Below are 23,485 nucleotides of genomic sequence, written 5' to 3'. Positions count from 1 at the left end.
AACTTTCTGACGTACCGTCTTGTTTTCTGACGGTTCGTCTCACAGACTATATGACGCACGCCACATTCGTCTAGCAGTTGAGAGGCGCGACATGGAATCCACGGACCGACCCGCCGACGACGCAGGCCGGGACAAGGTCGATGAAGACGACCACGACCTGTTGACCTTCGGCGAAGCAGGTGAACGACTTCGCATCGAGATCGCCGCGGCCGCGCGGGAGATGCAACGACTAACGCAATCCGGGCCGGTCGAGGAGCTCGAAAAAGCTCAGGCCCGCCTCGATGCGCTACGGTCGGCCGCTGCCCGCAACAGCGCGCAGCCCATCAACGACGCCAACTTCGAGAAGTTCTTCGGCTATCCCGGCAAGGCCAAGCGCAACCTGCCCGGAGCGCCGGCGGCCCGATGACGACGGAGTCGGCGCGGGATACTTCTCCCATGGCCCGCACTCCCGACAAGCTGCGGCGTCCCGGCTATGCCCCCGCGGCCAATGCCGGCGTAGGGCGCCGCGGACTGCACACCCGCGACCGGATACTCGGGCGCGCCGCAGAGGTGTTCCTGGCCAACGGATTCCACGCCACCTCGCTTGACGCCATCGCCAAGGCGGCCCGCGCCTCGCGTGCCACCGTCTATCAATACTTCGCGGGTAAAGAGGAGATCTTCCGCGAATTGAGTGCATTGGCCGAGCGCGATGTGCTCGAACACAGCGAACACCTCAGTGGACTCGGCCCGACGGTCGACGGGATGAACGCGCTGCACCGCTGGCTAGTCGAATGGGCGGACATCTACGACGCCCACGCTGCAGTGTTCGCCGAATTCCCTGGCATCGGCACGGCCACCGGGTTGGCCGTCATCGATGCCAGCTCGGCCGCCGACCAGTTCCATCAGACGGTCACCGATCGGCTGCGGAGGACGCGCCTGCGGGATCTGGAAGCCGACGATGCGGCCGCAGCACTGGGTCGGATCCCCCACATGGTTCATCTCTACCGGTACCGGGCGATGCTTCCGTTGCCCGCTCGCGCGACCGTGACGTGGTCGTTGACCGTTGCGCTTCAGCTGATGCTGTTTCCCGAGACCCCGGCCGGCGTGCTGCAGGCAGTTGCACCGCAGGTCACAAACGGGTGCGCGCGAACCCCGCCCCGCGCCCTCGACAGTGCCGCGGCGACACCGGCCACTAAGGTGTCGGGCTCGCCGATTCCGCAGGACGTCTTGTCGGTCAGCTCGGCGTTGTTCGCCGAAAGCGGCTACTACGCCGTCGGCATGGAGGAGATCGCCGCCGCCGCCGAGGTCAGCCGCGCGACCCTGTACCGGTACTTCAGCACCAAGGACAAGATCCTGGCCGAACTGACCCGCCGGGCGGTCGCCGAGATCGAGGAGCACGCCGCCGCCCTGCCGGCCATGGCCGCGGATTCGCTGAACGAGTGGATGCTTGGCTACGTTCGATTCCATCGGACCTACCGCGGCGTGATCCGGGCGTGGTTCGACGGCACGGTCGCAGAACAGCTCTCCGACGCCGATGTCGACCACGGCATTGGCGCGATTTTCCAAGCGGTTGCCGCGCTCCTGTCCACTGTCGACCTGCCGGCCGGCATCGACGCCGGCGTGGCAGGCGCGGTGTTCGTGGCGGTCCTGGGCCGGATGTCCGAGCCGACGGGGGCAAGCGCGTCGGACAGCGACGAGCGGGCCGCAGCGTTGATGGTCAAATTGTTGCGCCGGTCGCTCCTGCGCACGGAGTGAGCATGGGAGCTCAGCCGCCAGCCGCCTGCAGATCGGCGCGCAGTCGCTTCTTGTCCACCTTGCCGCTGGCCAGTACGGGCAGATCAGTGACCAGCACCAATCGACGAGGCACTTTGTAGCGCGCGAGCCGTCGCCGGACGCCCTCTTGCACCGTCTCCAGCGTCGGCGACGCACCGCTGCGCGCCACCACGACGGCGCAGACCGCCTCGCCCCATCTATCATCGGGCACCCCGACGACAGCGCAGGCGGCTACTCCGTCAACCGCGCTGACCGCATCCTCGACCTCGGGCGAATAAATGTTCTCCCCGCCGCTGATGATCACGTCCTTCTTCCGGTCCATCAGATAGAGCAGCCCGCGCTCGTCCAGTCGACCCATGTCGCCGGTGCGACACCACCCGTCCCGCAGCGTCGCCTGCGTTGCCGCCTCGTCCTGCCAGTAGCCGCGGAACATCGACTCGGACTGCACGACGATCTCACCGGCCTGCCCCACGGGCAGGACGCCGCCGTCCGCATCGACCACACGTACCCGTGTGTCGGAAAATGGGAAGCCAACCGAGCTCAGCCGCTCGGCGGCGTTGGGTTCGTCGAGGATGTGCAGTTCTCGGGGCAGTCCAGAGACAATGACTTCCGTCTGCCCGTAAAGGTTGAGGAAACCCGCGTCCGGCAGCACGGCAAGCGCGCCCGCCGCAGGATGGCCGTGGTCATCGGCGCGGCCGAATAGACCACGGTGCGAACCGATTCCACCGCCAAGCGATCACTCGCCTCATCAAGCAGTTCCCTGAGCATGACGGGCGCCAGGTGCAGCACTGTGATCCGCTCGTCGGCGATCAGCCGCACCGCATCGGCCGCGTCGAACTGCTGCTGCAGCACCACGGTTGCGCCCCGCGTATGCAGTCCCCCGACGATCGCAAGCGCACCGAAGTGGAACATCGGCATGTTGATCAGCCCAAGATCAGCACTGCCGCAACGCATCTCGTTGTTCATCGTGAATACGACGCGGCGCATTTCCCGCTGTCCGAGAATGCAGCATTTGGACGCGCCGGTCGTGCCGCTGGTGAACAGCAGGTACGCGATGTCGTCTGGCCGGGCTGCGTACTCGGGCACGCCGCTGGGGCCTCCTTCGATGAATCGCTCGTAGCCGGTGATCCCCGGCGGGGCCTGGCCGCCGATGGCCACCAGCATCGCCTCCGACGGCATGCCCGCTACGAGATCCGCGATCAGCGGCATGAACTCGTCGGCGCAGAACACGATCGACGGGGTGACCCGGCGCAGCGCATCGTCCATCTCCGATGGCGAGAGCCGGAAGTTGACGGTGGCCATGATGATTCCGCTGAGTTGGGTGGCCGCATTCAGCTCGCCGAACTCGATGCTGTTGCGGCTCAACACCGCGATGGGGTCTTGGTGCTTCACCCCGGCTGCGGCCATCGCCGACACCAATTGGACTGCCCGGTACCGTAATTGAGCGTGGGTGACGGTGCGGTGGCCGTGCCGGTAGGCGATGACGTCGGGAAAGCGCACCGCGTTGTCGGTGACGATGTCACCGAGCGTCATTTCGTCGACCGCGGCCATCGATTTACCGGCTGCTCACCAGCATCGACCCGGCCACCGGTCCACCGCCCACACCGACGGCCACCACCTCGGGAGTGCGGGGTGCCTGCCGATCGCCGCCCTCGCCCCACAACTGCACACATGCCTCGTGCAGGAAGCCCATGCCGTGCAGTCGACCGCCGGAGAGTTGCCCGCCGCTGGTGTTGATCGGCAGCGAACCGTCCAGAGCGATACGCGAACCGTCGTCAACGAATTCGCCGACCTTGCCGTGCTCGCAGAAGCCCATCGCTTCCAGCCACATCACAGTCAAGAAGGAGAAGCCGTCATAGAGCTGGGCCATGTCGACGTCGGCGGGAGTCAGCGTGGTGTGCTCCCACAGCGTGGCGGCCGAATCGTGGGCGGCCATCGTGGTGATGTCGCGGCGCTGATCCCAGGTCGCCCGCTCGAACATGCCGGGCCCGACGGACTCCACCGTAAGTGGGTGCCGCGGCAGGCCGTTGGCGGCGTCGCGGCGGGACACGATCACGGCGGTGGCGCCGTCGCAGGGCACGTCGCAGTCGTAGAGGCACAGCGGCTCGGAGATCATCCGCGCGCCGAGATAGTCGTCCATCGTCATCGGTTCGCGATAGATCGCGTCGGGATTGAGTCCGGCGTTGGTGCGGGCGTTGATCGCGATGCGGCCGAGGTGCTCGCGGGTCAGGCCGCAGTCGTGCATGTAGCGCTGGGCGGGCATCGCCAGCCAGTTCGCCGCAGACAATGCGCCAAAGGGCGCCGTCCACTCCAGGTGCGGGGGCAGCGCGCCGCCGCCGAAGAGGACCGAGGCCCGACCGCCGCCGGCCTGCTGCGCGGCGGTGGATTCCCATACCGACCGGTAGACCACGACGTGGTTGGCCAGCCCGAGACTGACCGCCATGCACGCCTCGATCGCCGGGCCGATCTGCCCCGCGGTCTCCATCGCCGAGATGTACCAGCGGGAACGCAGTCCGAGTGCGTTGCGGACCTCCTGGACGGTGGCGCCGGAGAATCCCGCGTCAGGCACACCCGGCCCCGGGTAGCTGGCGATCCCGTCGACGTCGTCGATGCTCAGCCCGGCGTCGGCGATCGCCCGCTGCACCGCCTCGAGTGTGAGGTCCAGTCCCGTTCGGCCCAGCCGTCGGCCGACTTGGGACTTGCCCGCCCCGGTGAGGACGGCCTTCCCGTCGAACGGACCGCCAGTCACCAGACGAACCTAGCGATCAGTTCGGCGACCGCGGCGGGTTTGTCGACGCCGTCGATCTCGACGGTGTGGCGAACCGTGAGGTTCACAGTGTCGTCGGCGACCTTGGCGGCGTCGGCGAGTTCTGACCGGACCCGGATGCGGCTGCCCGCGGTGACCGCGGACAGAAACCGCACCTTGTTCAGGCCGTAGTTGATGCCCATCTTGGCGTTCTCGACGCGGTAGTTGTCCTTGCTGACGCCGGGGATGAGGGAGAGCGTGAGGAAGCCGTGCGCGATCGTTGCGCCGTAAGGGCTTTCGGCCTTAGCCTTCTCGACGTCGACGTGGATCCACTGGTGATCCATCGTGACGTCGGCGAAAGCGTCGATCCGACTCTGGTCGATGTCTACCCACCGGCTGACGCCGAGTTCCTCCCCGATCGTTGCGAGCGCATCGTCCACGGACTTGATCACCTTCACGGGCTGCTCCCAACGTCACCCTGACCGGATATATCGATATCTATTTAACGGTATAGACTGGCCTCGCTCATCGGGCAACCAGCCCGTCACCCCTGACGATCTTGGGAGACACATGGCCACCACCACGTCCCGCGCAGCGATTGTGGCCGCTGCCCGCACACCGATCGGAACGGCGCGCAAGGGCACGCTGGCCAACATGCCCGCGACCGAGCTCGCCAAGCCCGTCGTGGCCGCGGTCGTGGATCGGTCTGGCCTTGACGCGGCTGAGTTCGACGACCTGGTCCTGGCCGAGAGCCTGCAAGGTGGCGGCGACAGTGCCCGCTACGTCGCGGTGGACCTCGGGCTGATCGGGATTCCCGGCCTTGCCGTCAACCGCCAGTGCGCGTCCAGCCTCTCAGCGATCGCCGTCGGCGCGGGTCAGATCGCAGCCGGCATGAGCCGCGCCATCTTGGCCGGCGGCATGGAGTCGCTGTCCACCGGACCGATACTGCAGAAGCGCAAGCCCTTCACCACCGGCAAGTCCCCCGAGGACTACGAACAGTGGTTTCCGCTGTCGCATCCGCCGACCGCGGACGCACCGGCGCTGGACATGTCCATCACTGTCGCGCACAACTGCGCCGTGCAGTACGGCATCACCCGCGAAGATCAGGACGCATGGGCACTGCGCAGCCACCAACGCGCGGTCAAGGCGATCGATGCCGGCTCATTCGTCGAAGAGATCGTGCCGATCCAGGTGCCGCAAGCCGACGGCAGCACGATCACGTTCGCCGAAGACGAGCATCCCCGGCGCGGCAGCTCGATGGAGTCGCTAGCGGGCCTGAAGGTGCTACATCCCGAGATCGACGGCTTTAGCGTGACCGCCGGCAACTCGTCGGGCATCAACGACGCGGCGGCCGTGGTGGCGCTCGCCGCCCCGGCCACCGCGAACAACGTTCTTGCACAGATCCTTTCGTGGAGCGCGGTCGGGGTCGAGCCGAACCGCACCGGCAGCGGACCCATCACCGCCATCCCCAAGGCACTCGAGTTGGCCGGCCGCAAACTCGAGGACGTCGCACTGTTCGAAATCAACGAGGCGTTCGCCGCGCAGGCGGTCGCATGTGCCCGCGAACTCGGGCTCGACGAGGAGATCGTCAACGTCTACGGCTCGGGCATCAGCCTGGGCCACCCGATCGCCGCGACCGGTGCCCGGATGGTCACCTCCGCGATCTACGAATTACGAAGGCGCGGTGGAGGTATCGGCGTGCTGTCCATGTGCGCCGGCGGTGGCATGGGCGCCGCGATGGTCATCGAGGTCGCCTGAGATGACCACACTGATCACCGAGGGATTGTTCCGGGTCGACGGCGACCGCGCGGTGTTGTTCGCGTCGCGCAGGCGCTCGTCGGGTGCGGTGAAATTCCCTGCCGAGCGGCCCGAGCTTTTCGACGGCGACTCCGACATCCAGGACGACATCGAGGCGATCGAATTGTCCACCGAGGGAACGCTTTACACCTACACCACCCAGGAGTTCCCGCCGCCGTTGCCGTACAAGGGCACCCGGGATCCAAAGGTGTTCCAGCCGTATGTGGTGGGCTTCGTCGAGTTGGCCGAGGGTGTGCTGGTAGAGACGCTGATCGTCGACGCAACCGCGGCCGAATTGCGGATCGGCCAGCCCCTGGTGTCGACCACCACCACGCTGGAGACCGCCGACGGCCAGTCGCTGGTGACCTTCGCGTTCCGACCAGCCGAGGAGAGCTAGAGTCCATCCGGTGACGGACCTGGGCTCCCCGCCCTTCGGGCTTCATCCGCTACACGGCGTGCACGAGCCCACGACCGGCAATCCGCCGCGTCGTCCGCGGTCCGCGCGCCGGACCACGTCGATCGACATGACCCGCGACGAGGGCTCGCTGGACCCGGTGTATCTGAATGGGCGGGCGCGCGATCTGTGGACGGCGGCTGACGGAACGGTGACCGAGCTCGACACCGCGACGCTCTCGGCCACCATCGAGCTGATCGCCCGCGTCGTCCGTCACATCGAGGTGACGCCACCCGTTGGCGCGATGTCCCGGCTGGCGGGCGCGCCCGCGATGAGCGGGTTCCGCGCCGCGGCCGACAAGGCGGCTCCCGAGCTGCGGCGGGCACGCGATCTGCGCTACACGCTGCTCGATGACGTTCCCGTCGCCACGCTGATATCCGGCCACGCGCTATCGGCGTCCAACCTGCTCGGCGACGTCACGAAGTCCGGGTACCTGCCGGTTGCCGACCAATGTGCGGGCTTCGCGACCGGCGGGTTGCTGCTGACGTCGTTCGAGGCGGGCGATCCGGTGATCGTCACCGGCCCGGCGGCTCCCGACCTCGATCACAGCGACGACTCGTGGGCGTGGCACCAAGTGGCGGCCCTGCCGCGCCACGCGATGCGCCGCAGACGGCGCATCGATGTCCATGAAGAAAGCGCCGGGCGGGTCGGCATCAATGCAATGTTCCGTGATACCTACGTGCGGAGCGACGGGGTGGAGACGATCATCCACGAGTACATCCTGGCCGCCGCCGTGGATGCCGACACCGGGGTCATCGTCGATTCGCGGGCGACACCGCGGGTGCTGCCCTGGCAGGAGTGCCCGGGCGCGGTGGCGAGCGCGCAGCGCATCACCGGAATGACGTTGCGCGAATTACACTTTCGAGTGCGCCGAGAACTGGACGGCACCAGCACGTGCACCCATCTCAATGATCTGCTGCGCAGCGTCGCCGACGCCGAAGCGCTGATCGACCACGTGCGCTAACGCAGCTTCTGGATGGTTATGCGTTGGCGAACGAGAACGTCAGCGTGCGGCTAACCGTCAGCGTGGCCACGTCATCGCACGCAGGTGGCCACATCACCGTTCCCTGCCAGATCACACCGCGAATGTCCCGATAGGCGGTGAAGGTGTCGGCCACTACGCAGGCCTGGATCTCAGCGCGTTGCGTGGCGTCGCCATTCACGCCGTCCACGGTGACGGCGATTGTGGCGGAGTCGAAGTCGACCAACCGCGCCGGTAGGGCCAGTAACTGGCCGCCGGCGTCGACGACACAGATCGCGCCGGTCGGCCCGTCCGCCAAGAACTCGGCTAGTTCGTCCTCAGCCATGGAAACCGGGCCGACGTTGCGCGGATCAGGCACGTCGATCGGGGAGATCGGCGGCGCGGACTTCGGTGAGGGCCAGCCTGATGAAGCATCGCTTGCCGCTGAGAAGGCGGTCGCGGACCTTCGTCACGACCGACTCGGGCACGCGTTGATCCGGTGAACTTTCGCCGATGAGTTCGTCGACCTCGGCTGCGGACGGTTGGTAGACGTGCGCGAGGCCACCAACGGAGACCCAACCCTCGTCGTCGCCGATCAAGCATGCGGCCTCGGGAGCCGAGCGCAGGTGTTGGACCTTGGCGCTCTTGGCATAGGTGGCGAAGTAGAGGCAGCGGGCGGCGGGGCGATAGGCGACCGAACGCATGGCATAGCCGATCGGACGTCGGGCGCCGTCGCGGCAGAAGAGAAACACGCGGTGGTTGGCACGGATGAACTCGACGACCTCCGGCGCGTCGAGCAACAGCAGGGTCATGATGCGAGAGGCGTTGCCATCGCGACGATCATCTCCGCGACCACCGCGATCATTTCGTCGCGGTCGACGGACACGGTCTGCCGGTGGACCGTGTGCCAGGCCCGGTCCAGGAGCCCCATCACCGCTACGCCAACGACGTCCGGTGAGTGGGCACCGTGGCCGGCGATCGCCTGACCTAGCTTCCACGACGCCCGGGTCACCATGCGGTTGCGGGAGTTTCGGAAGTCGTCGTCGTCGGGCGCCGAGTGCGCCGACGCGAGCACGAATGCGCCGTGGTGGTCCATGTAGTCGAAGTAGTGGCCGACCCAGGCCCGGATGTCGGCTGGACCGAACGGTTCGTCGGCCTCGGCCCACTCCGCGATGACGGCGAGAGCCTCGTGGTATGCGGTGTTGCCAAGGACGTTGAAAATCTCCCGCTTGTCCTTGAAGTAGGTGTAGAAGCCGGCCCGCGAGATGCCGCACGCCTCGGTAATCGCGTTGATCGGCGTGCCCGCGTAGCCGCGTTCCAGAAAGAGACGACGGCTCGCGTCGAGGATCGCCGAGCGGGTGCGCTCACCGCGGGTGGCGTCCAGTTGCCGGTCGGCGGGCGAAGCCGAGGTCAGCGTCATGCGGCGACTTTATATGACAGTATCGTCAACTGCAATCATTACAGCTCAAGTGTTGCTTTCTACGTTTAGATACGCAGACTTGACACAACTGTCAGATTGCGCCAAGCTCATATCCGAGCCGTATGTCGATAGCGAGAGGCAAAACGATGACGCAGTTCACCGACGCACCGATCTTCGATGCCGATCAGCACATGTACGAGACCCCTGATGCGCTGACGAAGTATCTGCCCGAGCAGTTCCGGCCGAAGGTGCAGTTCGTCCAGATCGGCAGGCACACCCGCATCGCGATCCTGAACAAGATCACCGACTACATGCCGAACCCGACGTTCGAGCGGGTCGCCGCTCCCGGCGCGCACGAGAAGTTCTATTCCGGTCAGAACCCCGAGGGTCTGTCGATGCGGGAGATGTCCGGCCGTGGCATCGACACGCCGCCGGGCGCGCGCAACCCCGAGGACCGGATCGCCGAACTCGACCGCCAGGGGGTCGACGCGTGCCTGAACTACCCGACGCTGGCCAACCTGGTCGAGCATTCGGCCGCCGAGGATCCCGACCTGACGGTGGCGATCATCCACGCCCTGAACCAGTGGATGCTCGAGCACTGGGGCTTCAGCCACGCCAACCGGATCTACTGCACGCCGGTGCTCACCCTCGGCATTGTCGATGAAGCCCGACGCGAGCTCGCCTCCATCTTGGAAAACGGCGCCAAGGTCGCGCTGATCAAGCCCGCACCGGTGAACGGCTACAAGGGATGGCGCTCCCCCGCGCTGCCCGAGTTCGACCCGTTCTGGCGCGACGTCGAGAACGCGGGCCTGCCAATCGTGTTGCACGCCAGCCAACCTCCACTGCAGGAGTACATCGACAAGTGGGAGCCGCCGTCGACCAGTAGCGCGTTCGAGATGTCGGCATTCAAGTGGACGGCGCTGGGTCACCGTGAGATCGCCGACATGCTCACCAGCCTGATCTGCCACGGCACGTTGACGCGGTTCCCCAAGCTGCGCATCGCCAGCGTGGAGAACGGGAGCGCTTGGATCAAGCCACTTTTCGACGACCTGCAATCGACGTACAACAAGATGCCGCAGAACTTCCCCGAACATCCGCACGAGGTGTTCCGCCGCAACGTCTGGGTGAGCCCGTTCTGGGAGGGTTCGGTGGCCGACGTGGTGCAAACGGTCGGGTGGGACAAGGTGATGTTCGGCTCGGACTGGCCGCATCCCGAAGGCCTGCCCGAGCCCAAGCGTTACTGGCAGTACGCCGAAGGCATGGACGAACGTCGCACCTATGACTTCATGGGAGACAACGCCCGTCGCTTCATGGGCCTGCCGATCGCCAACCCCGATCCGGCGGCCGTCAAGCCACCGCAATTGGCGAACGCCTGAGGCGCGCTCAGCGCTACTGGCCACTTAGTAAGCACATCTAACTTTTCGTGTAGGCTCGGTACAGCCGAGAGCCACGAAAGGGATCCCGATGGCCAGAACCGACAATGACACGTGGGACATCAACGAGAGCGTCGGCGCTACCGCGTTAGGGGTTGCCGGCGGGCGGGCGGCGGAGACCAAGAGCGCCGATCCGCTGATCAGCGATCCCTTCGCGAAACTGTTCCTCGAAGCGGCCGGCGACGGCATCTGGCGGGTTTATCTGGACGATGAATTGCCGGCCGAATTGGTCGATGCCGATCCACAATTCGAGGACCGGATCCAGGCAATGCTGGGCTACACGGCTTGCCGGACAAGGTTTTTCGACCAGTACTTTCTCGCGGCGGCCGGCGAAGGCATCCGGCAGATCGTGATCCTGGCGGCCGGTCTGGACTCACGCGCCTGGCGACTCGCGTGGCCTCCAGGGTGTGTGGTCTACGAGATCGACCAGCCCAAGGTGCTGGAATTCAAGACCGGCACCTTGGAGTCTCATGCCGTCGACCCGATCGCTTCCCACGTCAGCGTCGGCATCGACCTGCGTCTGGACTGGCCGAAGGCGCTGGCGCAGGCCGGGTTTGACGCATCGGCTCCGACGGCGTGGTCGGCGGAAGGGCTGCTGCCGTATCTGACAGCCGACGCCCAGGACCTGTTGTTCGACCGGATCCAGTCGCTCAGCGCTCCCGGAAGCCGGGTCGCCGTCGAAGCGTTCACCAACGAGTTCTTCAGCGCAGAGAGTTTCGCGCGCCGCGAGGAGCAGACGGAACTCTACCGGCAGGCCGCAATCAAGTTGGGCGGCAAAGACATCACCGAGTCAGGCAACTTGCTCTATGAAGAAGAAAGAACCGAGGTCGTCGACTGGCTGCAGGCGCATGGCTGGACTGTCACGGCTGCGACGAGCGCAGACGATCTGATGGCCGCCAGTAACCGGGCAGTCCCGACCGGCCTTGATGCCGCGGTCCCGGAAAGCGTGTTCGTCGAAGGCCGACTGCACTGACGTGTCTGCTACGAGGTGACCGTGATTGGCGATCCACGCATCGATAGTCTGCTCGGCTGTCACGGGTTGGGGATCCAGGAATTGTTGGGGAAGAACAGGATGCGCGCGATCACCAGCGGCAGGGTCAGGAACACCCCGTAGAGAACGTTCATCCCGACGATCCAGGCAACGATCTGGTGTGCCCGCTCCCCCCAGCTGGTGATGACGGGTCGCACGTCAAGCGCCCGTTCGAACCAGGTGCGCCCGGCGACGTCGCGCCGGTCGAGGCTGGCGACCACGGCAACGGCAAAGATTCCCAGCGGCACACCTTGATAGATCAGCTGCAGGCCGCCCTTGTCGGTGTGGATGGTCGGCCCGATCGACTCTAGGTACTGGAACCAGTTCGTCACATAGGATACCCCGTCAGCGGTGACGAAGTTCCACAACATGAAAGGGATGAAAACGGAGATCAGAAGGGCAGCAACGTAGTTCACTGAGGAATAGCGGCGCCGGAACCATCGGAACAGGGTCAACACGGCTGCGAATCCGCCGGCATAGAACCAGCCGTAGCCGGCCAAGACGTACACCGGTTTGTTCGGGGTGGTGTACGGGGTCTTTCCCCAGGACAGCAGCGCCAGATCCGGGTTGTAGTACAGGTAGGCACCCCAGTCGGCGTAGAACTCCTGCCACCACATGGTGAAGCACCCGATGAACAGCAACGCAGCAGTGTCCGGCTGGCCGTTTTTGCGCCAGCGGTAGAGCAGGAACACGGCCACTAGGCCGAAGACGATCCAACCGCCAATCTCCATCAGCCAGGCGGCGTTTGACGGAGGTAGGGGTCCAGCCGCGAGCACGCCGTAGCTCGTACGTGTCATTTCAGTCGCTGGCCGGCAGCGGCTTGGCTTCCTTGAGCGCCAGCGGCGTCGGGCCGACGCTGAGTGACCCGGCGCCGGCCTTGGTGACCAGTACCTCGGCGTCGCGGTCGTCGACGTAGCGTTTGCCCATGGTGCTGCCGTCGGCGAAGGCCGGGTCGGGCGTGGCGTCGGCGGGCCGCTCGGCATCCAGTGGCAGCATCGGCCGGCCTCCGCAACGCAGATCGTCGAGGCTGTCGGCCGCCTTGACGACGATCACCTGGGTGTCGCAGACCTGGCTCTGTAGCCGCGTGCCGTTCTTGATCATGTTGTCGTTCCTTACTTTTCGACGATCACGCCGCGGAGACTTTCGACGATCTGGCGGCGAAGCAGCTTTCCGGTTGCATTGGTCGGTAGCTCGTCGCGAAAGACGACCCGGTCGGGGGTGCGTGATCCTCGCAGGAACTTGCGGACGTGCTCCCGCAGTTCGTCGGGATCCGGATCGATGCCCGCAGCAGGTACGACCACGGCGACGATGGCCTGCCCCCATTGGGCATCCTCGACACCGACCACAGCGACTTCGTGCACATGAGGATGCTCGACGAGCACGTCTTCGAGCTCGGCGGGCGCAATGTTCTCACCGCCCCGAATGATGGTGTCGTCGGAACGGCCGGTGATGAAGAGATAGCCAGCCTCGTCGAGTGTGGCGATGTCCCTGGTGGGAAACCAGCCCTCATCATCGAGCACCGAGCCGATGCCGGTGTATTTGCCGGAAACCTGTTCGCCGCGGACGAAGAGTTCACCAGGTTCACCCGGGCCGAGCACGGCGCCGTTCTCGTCACGGATCTGCACCTCGATGCCGGGCACCGGCTGTCCGACCGAACCGAGCCGCTTGGCGAGCAACTCGTCTGGGTTGCGGTGCGCATCGCGGTGGTCGTCGGGGGTGAGTACCGCGACCGTCGAACTGGTTTCGGTAAGACCGTAGGCATTGACGAATCCGACGTGCGGCATCAAGTCGAGCGCCTTGCGCACCAACGGAAGTGCTACCTTCGATCCACCGTAGGCCAGATTGCGCAGCGTCGGCAGCTCGACGGGCTCCCGTTCGAGCGCGGCAACGATGCGGTCCATCATGGTAGGCACGACGGTCGCGGTCGTCACCTTCTCCTCGGCGACGAGGCGCACCCATTCGCGAGCGTCGAAGTTGGCCAGGTACACCATCTTCCGGCCCGCATACAAGTTCGACATCGCAGCGTTGACCCCGGCGATGTGATACGGCGGCACGCAGATCAAGGCCGCATCCGTGTCATCGGCCGAACCGAACTCGACGGTGCCGGTGATGTAGCTGGTGAGGTTGCCGTGGGTCAGCTCGACCGCCTTCGGCTTGGAGGTGGTGCCCGACGTGAACAGCACGATCGCGATGTCGTCGGGATCGGCGAACTCTGCTACGGCGTCGGTGGTGCGTGCCGCGGCCAAGAAGTCCTCGGAGGACATCACGCGCTTGCCGGCATCGCCGACCAGTTCGCGGTAACGGTCGTCGACGATCACCAGCGGATGGGGTAGCCGTTCGATCAACTCCCGGACACCCTCGGCGCTCAATCGGTAGTTGATCGGGGTGTACGGAACCGCCGCGCGGGCCGCGGCGAAAATCACCAGCGGCTGCAGGAGCCCGCCCGACCCGACGTAGGCGACGTGTTCGACCCCGGCGGCGGCGATCACACCCGCTCCCCCGTCGGCCAACGCACTGAGCTCGCCGGTGGTCAACCGATCGGCGCCGTCGACCAGCGCCAGCCGGTCGGGGTCACCCGAAACCGCCATCTCCAACAACAACGAAATGCTCAACGCCTCGGCCTTCATTCACGACTACGCAGATTCTAGGACCCTTTTTAGAATTCGCTATATAGTTATAGGCTTAGTGGCGTCCACGTCAACGCGCACGCTCCCCCGGGGGGCTCCACGTTGCCGCCTGCCGGAAGGAACACGATGAGCAGCACGCCCGAGATCGCCATCATCGGTGTCGGACTTCATCCGTTCGGGCGGTACGAGGACCGGTCGGCGCTGGAGATGGGCGCCGTGGCGATCAGCAGGGCACTGCGCGATGCCTGGGTGCAGTGGTCGGACGTGGGCAGCCTGTATGCGGGCAGCCTCGAGGTGGCCAATCCCGAGGCGGTGACGGGGTTGGCCGGGATGACCGGTCTCCCGGCGAGGGCCACGTTGAGCGGCTGCGCGACCGGTAACTCGCTGTTGACCCTGGCCGCGCGAGACGTCCAACTCGGCGAAGCCGACATTGCGGTCGGTGTTGGACTGGACAAGCATCCGCGCGGCGCCTTCGGCGCTGACCCGTCGGTCTCGGGGTTGCCGCAATGGTATGGCGATCAGGGCATGTTCCTGACCACGCATTACTTCGGCACCAAGATCATGCGCTACATGCACGATCACGGCATCACCGAGGAGACGCTGGCCAAGGTGGCGGCCAAGAACTTCGACAATGGCGCGCTGGCGCCGCACGCGTGGCGCCGCAAGCCGATGAGCGTCGACGCGATCCTGAGCTCTCCGATCGTGAATGCCCCACTGCGCCAATACATGTACTGCAATCCGAACGAGGGCGCTGCCGCCGTGGTGGTGTGCCGCGCCGAGGTGGCCAAGCAGTACACCGACACTCCGATCTACTTGCGCTCGACTGCGTTGCGCAGCCGCCGCGAGGGCGCCTACGAGCTTCTTCGTACCTCGATCGAGCTGCCCATCGTGCCCGGCACCACCGCGGAGGCCGCCCGCGCCGCCTATGAGTTGGCGGGGATAGGCCCCGAGGACGTCGACGTCGCGCAGCTGCAGGACACCGACTCCGGGTCCGAGATCATCCACATGGCCGAGACGGGGCTCTGCAAGGACGGCGAACAGGAGGCGCTGCTCGCCGACGGCGCCACCAAGATCGGCGGCCGGTTGCCTATCAACACCGACGGTGGCCTGCTGGCCAACGGCGAACCGGTCGGCGCATCCGGGCTTCGTCAGGTCTACGAGCTCGTCCACCAACTGCGCGGCACCGCGGGTGACCGTCAGGTGCCTGGCGATCCGCGGGTCGGGCTGGCCCAGCTGTACGGGGCACCCGGAACCGCGGCCGTCGCCATCCTGTCCAAGTAGCAGCCAACCGAAGGGAGTACCGCCGATGACCGACACCCAGGCGGAATCGCGCCCACGCGCCGAGGTCGACCTCGACCACCACTCGGCCGAATTCCGCGACGACCCCTACAGCCGGTTCCGCGATATGCGCGAATCAGGCTGTCCGGTAGCACATTCCGAGCACTACGATGGTTTCTGGGCGTTGGTCGACTACGCATCGGTCTTCGAAGCGGCCCGCGACGATGACTTGTTCAACTCCTATCCGTCGGTAGGTGTGCCGGCCAGTGAGCTGCCGTTGCCGATCCTGCCGATCGAATCGGACCCGCCAGAGACCCAGGAGTTGCGTGAGGTCACCCTCAAGCGCTTTTCGCCGGGTTCGGCGGAAAGGTTCCGTGCGGCCGCCGTCGAGATGACCAACGAGGCGATCGACGCCTTCATCGAGCGCGGCAAGTGCGATCTCGTCGGTGAGCTGACGACGCCGTTGCCGGCGCGTTTGATCCTGCGGCTGTTGAACTTCGACGAGTCGCGGTTCATGGACTGGGTCGGCTGGGTGCACACCACCGTGCACGACCGTGCCCACGACCCGGAAAAGGCCGGGATCGCGGGGATGGAGATGTTCGGCGAAATCGTCAAGCACATGGAGCAGCGCCGCGCCAAGGGCCTCGGCGATGACCTGTTCAGTGACATCCTGCGCGGAACACTGAACGGCGAACCGCTCGACGATGGCCAGATCACCATGTACACGGTGCTGATGATGCTCGGTGGCATGGACACCACCAGTGGCTTCACCGGCAATGTGCTGTTGCGGCTGTGCAAGGACGCCGAGCTGCGCGCCAAGTTCAAGGCTGATCCGAGTCTGGTGAAGAAATCCACCGATGAGCTGCTGCGCCTGTACACCCCGACCCTCGGCCTGGCGCGCACCGTCTCGCGCGACGCCGAATTCCACGGCCAGCAGCTGTGCCAGGGCGACCGGGCGATCCTGATGTGGGCGGCGGCCAACCGCGACCCCGCGATGTTCGAGAACCCCGACGAACTCGACCTCGACCGCCCGAATGCCAAGAAGCACATGGCTTTCGGCGTGGGCATGCACCGCTGCCTGGGCTCGCACTACGCCAAGTTGATGTTCGACGTGATGGTCACTCAGGTGCTCACTCGGCTACCCGACTTCGAGTTGGCCGGGGAGCCAAGCCTGTTCGAGGACGCGGGCGAGGTGTACGCCGTGCGCAAGCTGCCGGTCAGTTTCACGCCCGGCCCGCGGGTGGGCTGACGGCCGGTCGGGACGGGAGAACACGGTGACGGTTGGCACCATCGCCGGGCTGCTGGACGAGTGCGCCGCCGGCCGGCCGGATCGTCCGCTGCTGCGCGACGTTTCGGGCGAGACACTCACCGTGTCGCAGGTAGCCGGGCTGGCATCGGCCGCCGCGGGATGGTTGCCCGATGTCGGCGTGCGTCCCGGTATGACGGTCGCCTGTCAGCTGCCCTCCCACGTCAACGCGGCGGTGGTGATGCTCGCGCTGGCCCGCATGCCCGTGGTGCAGGCGCCGGTGTTGCACCTCTACCGGCGCCGCGAGGTATGCGCGGCAGTCGACGTCGCACGGGCGGACATCCTGCTGGTCGACGAGTCGACGGCTGCCAATGCTGCGCCGGGGATACCGACGGTCACGGTGCCTCCCGACTTCGTCCACCGGCTGCGGACCTCGCCGGCCGCAGGTGCCGAGTACCAAGCACCCCTCTCGCCGGCGGAGCCGCGCTGGGTGTACTTCACGTCGGGCACCACGGGCCGCCCGAAAGCCGTCCGCCACTCCGACGCCACATTGCTCAGCGCGGCCAGGGGCTTCACCGCTCATCTCGGTGTCGGCACCCATCCGCGCGAGGTCGGCACGATCGCCTTTCCCATCGCACACATCGGCGGCATGGTCTATCTCGCCACCGCCCTGTTCGGCGACTTTCCGGTGGTGCTCATCCCCAAGGTTTCCGCCGACGACCTGCCCCGGGTGCTCGCCGAACACCAGGTGACGGTGACCGGAGCGAGCACCGCGTTCTACCAGATGCTCCTGGCCGCCCAAATGGCCGCGCCGACAAACGAATTACTGATGCCGTCGCTGCGGATGCTGATCGGCGGGGGTGCCGCGTGTCCGCCCGAGGTGCACAGGCAGGTGCGTGAACACCTACGTGTACCCGTCGTGCATGCCTACGGAATGACAGAGGCGCCGATGATCTGCGTCAGCGAGATCACCGACACCGACGAGCAACTGGCCAACAGCGCGGGCCGGCCGATCCCGGGATCGCAGGTGCGCATCGCGGCGAACGGCGAGATCGAGCTGCGCGGCGACAACCTGACTCCGGGATACCTGCAGCACGAGCAGTGGGCCGAGGCTCTCAGCGCGGACGGCTGGTTTCGCAGCGGCGACCGGGGCCACCTTCGACCGGACGGGCGCATCGTGGTCACGGGCCGCACGAAGGATCTGATCATTCGCAAGGGCGAGAACGTCGCCCCCGACGAGATCGAGAACGAACTGCTGGCCCACCCCCTGGTCGACGAGATCGCCGTCCTCGGCCAGCCCGACGAACTGCGCGGTGAGCTGGTATGCGCGGTCGTGCGTCGTTCACCACGCCATCGCGACGTCACCCTCGATGAGCTCTGCACGTTCCTCGACCAACGCGGGCTGATGAAGCAGAAGTGGCCCGAGCGACTCGTCCTCGTCGACGAGTTCCCGCTGACCGGGCTCGGCAAGGTCGCCAAGTCCGAGCTCGCCCGGCAGATCGCAGGAGGAACCCGATGACGGCGTTGTCCGCTGACGAACGTCAGGAACTCGCGCAATCCGTGCGCTCCGCCTGTGAGCGACTGGCATCCGAGGACCGAGTACGCGCCGTCGCCTACGGCGAGGACGGCGATGGCGGCGCAGACGGACATTCCGGCTTCGACACGGTGCTGTGGGACGTGCTGTGCAACCAGGTCGGGGTGGCGGCCATCGCGCTGCCCGAGCACCTCGGCGGTGCCGGTTACGGCGCGTCCGCGCTGGGTGTGGTCGCCCACGAACTCGGCCGCGCGCTGGCCCCGGTGCCGTTCGTCAGTTCCACGGTGCTGGCCACCGGCCTGCTGCTCGACCTGACCGAGCAAGACCCCGATGCCGACAAGCGGCTCACGGGTCTGATCGAAGGTCGCCGCACCGCGGCCGCAGCGCTCACCGGCGACGGCGGGTTGTGGCGTCCGTCCGCGGTGACGCTGCGCGCCGCTCGATCCGCGGACGGGTGGACCATCGACGGCGCGGTGCGCCACGTTCTGGGCGGCGGCGCCGCCGACGACCTCGTCGTCGTCGCCATTGCGGAGGACGGCGAACCGGCGGTGTTCCTGCTTGATCCGGCCGTCGAAGGCGTCGTCGCCGAGGCTGAACGCGTGCTCGATGGCACCCGACCGATGGCCACCATCACGCTGAGCGCAGCACCGGCCCTGCGGCTGTCTGGCGACGGCCCCCTCGGCGACGTCGTCGACCGCAACGTCGACATTGCCCTGGCGGTGCTGTCGGCCGAACAGGTGGGCGCGTGCGAACGGGTGCTCGAGATCGCCACCGATTACGCCCGCACCCGCGAACAGTTCGGTCGGCAGATCGGCAGCTTTCAGGCCATCAAGCACAAGTGCGCCGACATGCTGGTCGATCTCGAGTGGGCACGGTCGGCCTCGCAGGCGGCCCTGGATGCCCTGGACGGTTCGGATGCTGCGGCCGCCGGCGAAGCGGACTGGCGCGCGAGCATGGCCAAGGCGGTGTGCTCGGAGGCGCTGCGCAACGCGGCGAAAGCGAATGTCCAGATTCACGGCGGCATTGGCTTCACCTGGGAGGATTCCGCGCACCTGTACTTCCGGCGCGCCCGGACCGACGAGGTGGTGTTCGGCAGCCCGGCTCAGCACTGGGATCGGCTGTCTGCGCTGGACCCGTCGACTCAGCTGTCGGCTTCGCCAGAAGTGACGAAAGACCGCAACGACGTCGACGCCCTACGCGCGGAGATCCGCTCGTTTCTGGACAGCGCGCCGAGGCCGGCCGGTCTGCGGAACTACGGGCCCACACCCACTGCGGATGACGTCGGGCCGGGCCGGATCTGGCACCGCTACCTCGCCGACCACGGCTACGCCTGCCTGCACTGGCCGCGTGAGTTCGGTGGTGCCGCAGCGACGGTGGCCTACCAGGCTGTGTTCGCCGAGGAGTGCGCACGCGCCGACGTGCCCCGTCAGCTGAACATCACCGGTGCCGACCTGGTCGGTCCGGTGCTGATTAAGTTCGGCAGCCAGGAGCAGAAGGACCGCTACCTGGAGCCGATCCGGTTGGGCGACGACGTCTGGTGTCAGTTGTTCTCCGAACCAGGCGCCGGATCAGACCTCGCCGGCGTTCGCACCCGAGCCGAGCGCACCACGACCGGTTGGCGGATCGATGGCCAGAAGGTGTGGAGTTCGGCGGCCGCCTCGGCCCGATTCGGCCTGCTGCTCGCCCGCACGGGTCCAGAAAAGCACCGTGACTTGTCGATGTTCGTTGTGCCCATGGACATCTCGGGGGTCACAGTCCGCCCGTTGACGCAGATGGACGGTGAGAGCAAGTTCAACGAAGTCTTCTTCGACGGCGCTGAACTCGGCGACGACGCCCTGATCGGTGACGTCGGTCAGGGCTGGACCGTGGCGATGGTGACGCTGGGGCGTGAGCGCCTGACATTGGGTTCGCAGGCGGTCTCGATGTTCCGCCTACACGAACGCATGGTCGACGCTGCCCGTGACCGCGACCTGCTCGACCCGATGCTGTCGAGGTCGATGACCCGGCTGTGGGCCCGGATGTGGCTGCTGCGCTACACTTGGCAGCGCGCCATCGACTCCGGCGACCTCACGTCGCCGGCCTTCTCGGTGCTCAAGCTGATGACGTCGGAAACCGATCAGGACCTGGGTGACATGGCGACCGAGGTGCTCGGTACCGATGCGTGCACCGACCCCGCGGAGGACGGCTTGGTGCACCACATGCTGGTCGGGCGGGCGCAGACGATTCTGGGGGGCACCAGCGAGATTCAGCGCAACATTCTCGGTGAGCGGGTACTCGGGCTTCCCAAAGAACCGCGATGACGGCGAGTTTGACCGCGGCCGACTTCACCGCCGCGCTGCGCGCTGAGCTGCGCCCTGGAACGATGGTTGCCCTCGGCGACGGAGTGGGCTCGCTGCGCTGCCTCGACGACGGCGGGTCGGTCGGCGCGGCGCTGAGCGCCGCCGCCAGCGAGGTCGGCTCGGTGCGCCTGGTGCTGGGCTGGCTGCCTGCCCCGATCGACGGCCTCGACGCGGACGCGTTCGCCGACGTGGTTGCGCTGATGCCCGGGTGGGGCGTGCGTGACATATTACGCAGCTCGAAGGCGCGGTTCCTGCCGACGCGGCTGGGGGCGATTCCCGCGCTGCTCGCCGACGTGCTGCGGCCCGACGTGCTGCTCACCCGGCTGGTACGTCGGGATGGCTTGCTGCAGTTCGGCACCGAGGTGTCCTGGCAGCGCCAGTTGATCGACAGCGGCACAAGGACTCTCGCCGTCATCGACACCTCGGCTCCCGCGGCGGACGCCGGGCCTGCGCTCGACCCGTCGGTCGTCGAGGTGCTCGGCAGTGTTGGGAGCGGACCGGTGCGTATACCCGAGCGCGAGCCCGAGCTCATTCACGACGCGCTCGCCGATGCGGTGTTGCGGTTACTCCCCGAGGACGCCCGGATCCAGTACGGGCCAGGGCAGCTCGGCACCGCACTGCTGCGCCGGGCACAGGTCCCGTTGCATATCGACACCGGGCTACTCACCGACGCCGTCGTCGACCTCGATCGGCGCGGCCTGCTGGCGGGTACACCGTCGGCGACGTATCTACTGGGCAGTGACTCGCTCTACGAGTGGGCCGACGGGCGCCGGATCCTGCGCGGACTCGACTACACCCACGACCTCACCCGGCTGTCGCGCGGCGCACCGCTGGTCGCAGTGAACACCGCCATCGAGATCGATCAATACGGGCAGATCAACGTCGAAGGCTTGCGCGACAAGGTGATCGGCGGCATCGGCGGGCATCCCGACTATTGCGCCGCCGCCCGAGTGAGTAGCGGCGGACTGTCGATCATCGCCGTGCCGACGAGGGTGAACGGGCGCTCGCCGCTCGTCGAGCAGCTCAGCCGGCCCGCCTCCACCCCCGCCCACGACGTCGACCTGATCGTCACCGAGTCCGGATACGTCGACCTGCGCGCAGCAGACTGGTCGCAGCGGCGCACGCTCATCGCCGAATTATTTACGGAATGAAGGAGATAACGCGCAATGCCTGAAGGTCCGCTGACCGGCAAGGTCGTTTTGGTGACGGGCGGCGGTCGAGGCATCGGCCGCGCCCACTGCCTCGAGCTGGCCAAGCAGGGGGCAGCCATCGTCGTCAACGACCCGGGCGTCGGTCGGGATGGCTCCGTCGGCGACGGGGCAGGCCCCGCGGCCGACGTTGTCGCCGAAATCGAGGCGGCCGGCGGCAAGGCTGTCGCACACACGGGTTCGGTGTCGTCGTGGAACGACGTCGCCGACATGATCTCCACCGCCGTCGACACTTTCGGTTCTCTTACCGGTGTGATGAACAATGCGGGCATCCTGCGTGATTCCATGGTGGCCGCCGCCAGCGAGGCCGATTGGGACGCCGTCATCGCGGTGCATCTCAAAGGCACCTTCGCCGTCACCCGGCATGCCTGCGACTACTGGCGGGCACAGTCCAAGGCGGGCAACCCGATCGACGCGCGCGTCGTCAACACGGTGTCCGGCGCGGGCCTGTGGGGCAATGTCGGGCAGAGTGCCTATGGCGCAGCCAAGGCAGCGATCGCGAACTTGACCGTCGTCACCGCCATGGAAGCAAAGCGTTACGGTGTTGCGGCCAATGCGATCTCACCGCTGGCGATGTCACGGATGACCGCCGACGTGTTCGGAGCCCGCGCCGACGATCCGGCGCTGGATCCCGCCCGCAGCTCGGCCGTGGTCGCTTGGCTGCAGTCCGCGCAGTCGTCCTGGCTGACCGGCCAGATCCTACGCATCCACGGCGACAAGCTCAGCCGCATCCAGGGCTTCACCGAAATGCCGCGCGTCTACCATGCCAAAGACGGTGTCTCGCTGACATTCTCGGAGATTGGGCAGGCTGTCAGCTGGCTCTACGGGACCTCTCCCCGCGGGTTGGCCGGGCCGCTGCCGACGGACTGAATTCCGAACGGATTACGGTGCCCCGCCATCGGCGTAGATAGTCTGTCCAGTGACGAACGCGCAGATGTCCGACAGCAGGAAGGCGATCAGCGCGCCGATCTCGTCCGGCTGGCCGGGGCGACCGAGCGCGGCGTCGAACCCGAAGTCCTCCACCAGCGCCCGCTCGAGGGCCTCGTCGTAGGGATAGCCTTTGCTTTCGGCGACGTATCCGCGGATGGCATGCAACGCATCGGTTTCCACGGCGCCGGGGGCAACGCTGTTCGCCCGGATGCCCGATTTGCCGTGGGTGCGTGCGATGCCACGGGTGAACGTGGCAACGGCCGCCTTGAGGCTGGCATACGGCAGCCGCGGCTCGTGCGGCGAGCGGGCAGAGTACGCGGCGGTGGTCACGATCGCGCCGCCATTGACCGCGAGGTGCGGCAATGCCGCTTGCACGCTGCGGGTCGTCGCCAGCAGGACGTCGTGAAACGCGGTGTCCCAGGCGTCGTCGTCGGAGTCGATGGGCATCATCCCGGCGGTGCCCATGGTGACCGCAATGCCGTCGAGCCGGCCCAGGATCCGGGCGGCTTTGTCGACGGCGGCCACTGCCGCTCCGGGCTGACTCACGTCGGAGGCCAGGCCGTGCGCCGAGGCCGCACCAGCGGCGACGAGTTCTTCCGCGGCGTTCTTGCCCCGGTCGGCGTCACGACCGACCACCACGACGGACGCACCCTCGCGCGCCAGCGCGCGTGCTGCCGCCAGTCCCATACCGGCCGTTCCGCCGACGACGACATAACCCTTGCCGCGCACT

The 23,485-nt window shown here is 66.7% G+C and carries 22 protein-coding genes and 2 pseudogenes; 14 read left to right on the top strand and 10 right to left on the bottom strand.

Going from position 1 to position 23,485, the window contains the following annotated elements; all coding sequences use genetic code 11:
- Positions 1–91 precede the first annotated feature (91 nt).
- The gene (locus tag MNAB215_RS15210) at positions 92–406 is read left to right on the top strand and encodes an acyl-CoA synthetase (RefSeq protein ID WP_077079581.1); all 315 of its coding nucleotides are present in this window, start codon (positions 92–94) and stop codon (positions 404–406) included.
- Between the two features lie 29 nt (positions 407–435).
- Positions 436–1,734 (top strand): TetR/AcrR family transcriptional regulator, encoded by a 1,299-nt coding sequence (locus MNAB215_RS15205; RefSeq protein WP_077079580.1) that lies wholly within the window; start codon positions 436–438, stop codon positions 1,732–1,734.
- Positions 1,735–1,744: 10 nt separating this feature from the next.
- On the opposite strand, the pseudogene MNAB215_RS15200 reads toward MNAB215_RS15205, so the two are convergent.
- From MNAB215_RS15200 to MNAB215_RS15190, 3 genes and pseudogenes are all read right to left on the bottom strand, one after another.
- Positions 1,745–3,303: pseudogene (locus MNAB215_RS15200) on the bottom strand (class I adenylate-forming enzyme family protein).
- 4 nt (positions 3,304–3,307) lie between these two features.
- On the bottom strand, positions 3,308–4,501 hold the full coding sequence (locus tag MNAB215_RS15195; RefSeq protein WP_077079579.1) for a thiolase family protein: 1,194 nt from the start codon (positions 4,499–4,501) through the stop codon (positions 3,308–3,310).
- Positions 4,498–4,956 (bottom strand): MaoC family dehydratase, encoded by a 459-nt coding sequence (locus MNAB215_RS15190; RefSeq protein ID WP_077079578.1) that lies wholly within the window; start codon positions 4,954–4,956, stop codon positions 4,498–4,500. Before MNAB215_RS15190 ends, MNAB215_RS15195 begins: the two co-directional genes overlap by 4 nt.
- Before the next feature lie 112 nt (positions 4,957–5,068).
- Here MNAB215_RS15190 and MNAB215_RS15185 point away from each other — a divergent pair, with 112 nt between their 5' ends.
- From MNAB215_RS15185 to MNAB215_RS15175, 3 genes are read left to right on the top strand one after another with little or no spacing between them, the layout of a single operon-like run.
- Positions 5,069–6,256, top strand: a complete 1,188-nt coding sequence (locus MNAB215_RS15185; RefSeq protein ID WP_077079577.1) for a thiolase family protein — start codon at positions 5,069–5,071, stop codon at positions 6,254–6,256.
- A 1-nt stretch (position 6,257) separates the two neighbouring features.
- On the top strand, positions 6,258–6,692 hold the full coding sequence (locus tag MNAB215_RS15180) for a Zn-ribbon domain-containing OB-fold protein (RefSeq protein ID WP_077079576.1): 435 nt from the start codon (positions 6,258–6,260) through the stop codon (positions 6,690–6,692).
- A 10-nt stretch (positions 6,693–6,702) separates the two neighbouring features.
- On the top strand, positions 6,703–7,713 hold the full coding sequence (locus MNAB215_RS15175; protein ID WP_083746126.1) for a DUF2889 domain-containing protein: 1,011 nt from the start codon (positions 6,703–6,705) through the stop codon (positions 7,711–7,713).
- A gap of 16 nt (positions 7,714–7,729) precedes the next feature.
- Here the strand turns inward: MNAB215_RS15175 and MNAB215_RS15170 are convergent, their stop codons facing one another.
- The 3 genes from MNAB215_RS15170 to MNAB215_RS15160 are packed head-to-tail and all read right to left on the bottom strand — an operon-like array spanning position 7,730 to position 9,130.
- Positions 7,730–8,056 carry a hypothetical protein gene (locus MNAB215_RS15170; RefSeq protein WP_077082034.1) on the bottom strand — a complete coding sequence of 109 codons (327 nt, stop codon included), beginning with the start codon at positions 8,054–8,056 and terminating at the stop codon, positions 7,730–7,732.
- Positions 8,057–8,081: 25 nt separating this feature from the next.
- Positions 8,082–8,522, bottom strand: a complete 441-nt coding sequence (locus tag MNAB215_RS15165; RefSeq protein ID WP_077079575.1) for a pyridoxamine 5'-phosphate oxidase family protein — start codon at positions 8,520–8,522, stop codon at positions 8,082–8,084.
- Complete coding sequence (locus MNAB215_RS15160; protein WP_077079574.1) at positions 8,519–9,130, bottom strand: TetR/AcrR family transcriptional regulator; 612 nt, start codon at positions 9,128–9,130, stop codon at positions 8,519–8,521. The genes MNAB215_RS15165 and MNAB215_RS15160 overlap by 4 nt, the downstream gene beginning before the upstream one ends.
- Positions 9,131–9,276: 146 nt before the next feature.
- On the opposite strand from MNAB215_RS15160, the gene MNAB215_RS15155 reads away from it, so the two are divergent.
- Positions 9,277–10,506 carry an amidohydrolase family protein gene (locus tag MNAB215_RS15155; protein WP_077079573.1) on the top strand — a complete coding sequence of 410 codons (1,230 nt, stop codon included), beginning with the start codon at positions 9,277–9,279 and terminating at the stop codon, positions 10,504–10,506.
- An 88-nt stretch (positions 10,507–10,594) separates the two neighbouring features.
- Positions 10,595–11,536 carry a class I SAM-dependent methyltransferase gene (locus MNAB215_RS15150; protein WP_077079572.1) on the top strand — a complete coding sequence of 314 codons (942 nt, stop codon included), beginning with the start codon at positions 10,595–10,597 and terminating at the stop codon, positions 11,534–11,536.
- Between the two features lie 59 nt (positions 11,537–11,595).
- On the opposite strand, the gene MNAB215_RS15145 is transcribed toward MNAB215_RS15150, so the two are convergent.
- Genes MNAB215_RS15145 through MNAB215_RS15135 form a run of 3 tightly spaced genes read right to left on the bottom strand, consistent with a single transcriptional unit; the run spans position 11,596 to position 14,205 of the window.
- Positions 11,596–12,390 (bottom strand): spirocyclase AveC family protein, encoded by a 795-nt coding sequence (locus tag MNAB215_RS15145; protein ID WP_245830323.1) that lies wholly within the window; start codon positions 12,388–12,390, stop codon positions 11,596–11,598.
- A gap of 1 nt (position 12,391) precedes the next feature.
- Positions 12,392–12,694: a hypothetical protein gene (locus tag MNAB215_RS15140; RefSeq protein ID WP_077079571.1), complete on the bottom strand. Its 303-nt coding sequence runs from the start codon at positions 12,692–12,694 to the stop codon at positions 12,392–12,394.
- Positions 12,695–12,705: 11 nt separating this feature from the next.
- On the bottom strand, positions 12,706–14,205 hold the full coding sequence (locus tag MNAB215_RS15135; RefSeq protein WP_077082032.1) for a class I adenylate-forming enzyme family protein: 1,500 nt from the start codon (positions 14,203–14,205) through the stop codon (positions 12,706–12,708).
- Positions 14,206–14,346: 141 nt separating this feature from the next.
- On the opposite strand from MNAB215_RS15135, the gene MNAB215_RS15130 reads away from it, so the two are divergent.
- The 7 genes and pseudogenes from MNAB215_RS15130 (at position 14,347) to MNAB215_RS15105 (ending at position 22,695) form a co-directional block, all read left to right on the top strand.
- Positions 14,347–15,501: a thiolase family protein gene (locus MNAB215_RS15130; RefSeq protein WP_077079570.1), complete on the top strand. Its 1,155-nt coding sequence runs from the start codon at positions 14,347–14,349 to the stop codon at positions 15,499–15,501.
- Between the two features lie 25 nt (positions 15,502–15,526).
- Entirely contained in the window at positions 15,527–16,747 is a 1,221-nt protein-coding gene (locus MNAB215_RS15125; protein WP_077079569.1) for a cytochrome P450, read from the top strand.
- Between the two features lie 25 nt (positions 16,748–16,772).
- Complete coding sequence (locus tag MNAB215_RS15120; RefSeq protein ID WP_077079568.1) at positions 16,773–18,263, top strand: class I adenylate-forming enzyme family protein; 1,491 nt, start codon at positions 16,773–16,775, stop codon at positions 18,261–18,263.
- A pseudogene (locus MNAB215_RS30695) lies at positions 18,260–19,378 on the top strand (acyl-CoA dehydrogenase family protein); the annotation flags it as partial. The gene MNAB215_RS15120 and the pseudogene MNAB215_RS30695, both read left to right, overlap by 4 nt.
- 63 nt (positions 19,379–19,441) lie before the next feature.
- A complete protein-coding gene (locus MNAB215_RS30690; RefSeq protein ID WP_425436539.1) occupies positions 19,442–20,578 on the top strand; it encodes an acyl-CoA dehydrogenase family protein in 1,137 nt (378 codons plus the stop codon).
- Positions 20,575–21,768 carry an acetyl-CoA hydrolase/transferase C-terminal domain-containing protein gene (locus MNAB215_RS15110; RefSeq protein ID WP_077079566.1) on the top strand — a complete coding sequence of 398 codons (1,194 nt, stop codon included), beginning with the start codon at positions 20,575–20,577 and terminating at the stop codon, positions 21,766–21,768. The genes MNAB215_RS30690 and MNAB215_RS15110 overlap by 4 nt, the downstream gene beginning before the upstream one ends.
- Before the next feature lie 15 nt (positions 21,769–21,783).
- Positions 21,784–22,695: an SDR family NAD(P)-dependent oxidoreductase gene (locus MNAB215_RS15105; RefSeq protein ID WP_077079565.1), complete on the top strand. Its 912-nt coding sequence runs from the start codon at positions 21,784–21,786 to the stop codon at positions 22,693–22,695.
- A gap of 12 nt (positions 22,696–22,707) precedes the next feature.
- Here MNAB215_RS15105 and MNAB215_RS15100 read toward each other — a convergent pair whose 3' ends face one another.
- Complete coding sequence (locus MNAB215_RS15100) at positions 22,708–23,484, bottom strand: SDR family NAD(P)-dependent oxidoreductase (RefSeq protein ID WP_077079564.1); 777 nt, start codon at positions 23,482–23,484, stop codon at positions 22,708–22,710.
- Position 23,485 lies beyond the last annotated feature (1 nt).

The sequence above is a fragment of the Mycobacterium numidiamassiliense genome (genome assembly GCF_900157365.1).
Taxonomy (GTDB): domain Bacteria; phylum Actinomycetota; class Actinomycetes; order Mycobacteriales; family Mycobacteriaceae; genus Mycobacterium; species Mycobacterium numidiamassiliense.
The sequence above is the reverse complement of the archived record's forward strand: the minus strand, read 5'-3'. Positions and strand labels throughout refer to the sequence as shown.

What these genes read in the sequence shown, in the direction of transcription:
- MNAB215_RS15210 (WP_077079581.1), top strand. Translation starts at nt 92, where the DNA reads ATGGAATCCACGGACCGACCCGCCGACGACGCAGGCCGGGACAAGGTC.
- MNAB215_RS15205 (WP_077079580.1), top strand. Translation starts at nt 436, where the DNA reads ATGGCCCGCACTCCCGACAAGCTGCGGCGTCCCGGCTATGCCCCCGCG.
- MNAB215_RS15185 (WP_077079577.1), top strand. Translation starts at nt 5,069, where the DNA reads ATGGCCACCACCACGTCCCGCGCAGCGATTGTGGCCGCTGCCCGCACA.
- MNAB215_RS15180 (WP_077079576.1), top strand. Translation starts at nt 6,258, where the DNA reads ATGACCACACTGATCACCGAGGGATTGTTCCGGGTCGACGGCGACCGC.
- MNAB215_RS15170 (WP_077082034.1), bottom strand. Translation starts at nt 8,056, where the DNA reads ATGGCTGAGGACGAACTAGCCGAGTTCTTGGCGGACGGGCCGACCGGC.
- MNAB215_RS15165 (WP_077079575.1), bottom strand. Translation starts at nt 8,522, where the DNA reads ATGACCCTGCTGTTGCTCGACGCGCCGGAGGTCGTCGAGTTCATCCGT.
- MNAB215_RS15160 (WP_077079574.1), bottom strand. Translation starts at nt 9,130, where the DNA reads ATGACGCTGACCTCGGCTTCGCCCGCCGACCGGCAACTGGACGCCACC.
- MNAB215_RS15155 (WP_077079573.1), top strand. Translation starts at nt 9,277, where the DNA reads ATGACGCAGTTCACCGACGCACCGATCTTCGATGCCGATCAGCACATG.
- MNAB215_RS15150 (WP_077079572.1), top strand. Translation starts at nt 10,595, where the DNA reads ATGGCCAGAACCGACAATGACACGTGGGACATCAACGAGAGCGTCGGC.
- MNAB215_RS15145 (WP_245830323.1), bottom strand. Translation starts at nt 12,390, where the DNA reads ATGACACGTACGAGCTACGGCGTGCTCGCGGCTGGACCCCTACCTCCG.
- MNAB215_RS15140 (WP_077079571.1), bottom strand. Translation starts at nt 12,694, where the DNA reads ATGATCAAGAACGGCACGCGGCTACAGAGCCAGGTCTGCGACACCCAG.
- MNAB215_RS15130 (WP_077079570.1), top strand. Translation starts at nt 14,347, where the DNA reads ATGAGCAGCACGCCCGAGATCGCCATCATCGGTGTCGGACTTCATCCG.
- MNAB215_RS15125 (WP_077079569.1), top strand. Translation starts at nt 15,527, where the DNA reads ATGACCGACACCCAGGCGGAATCGCGCCCACGCGCCGAGGTCGACCTC.
- MNAB215_RS15110 (WP_077079566.1), top strand. Translation starts at nt 20,575, where the DNA reads ATGACGGCGAGTTTGACCGCGGCCGACTTCACCGCCGCGCTGCGCGCT.
- MNAB215_RS15105 (WP_077079565.1), top strand. Translation starts at nt 21,784, where the DNA reads ATGCCTGAAGGTCCGCTGACCGGCAAGGTCGTTTTGGTGACGGGCGGC.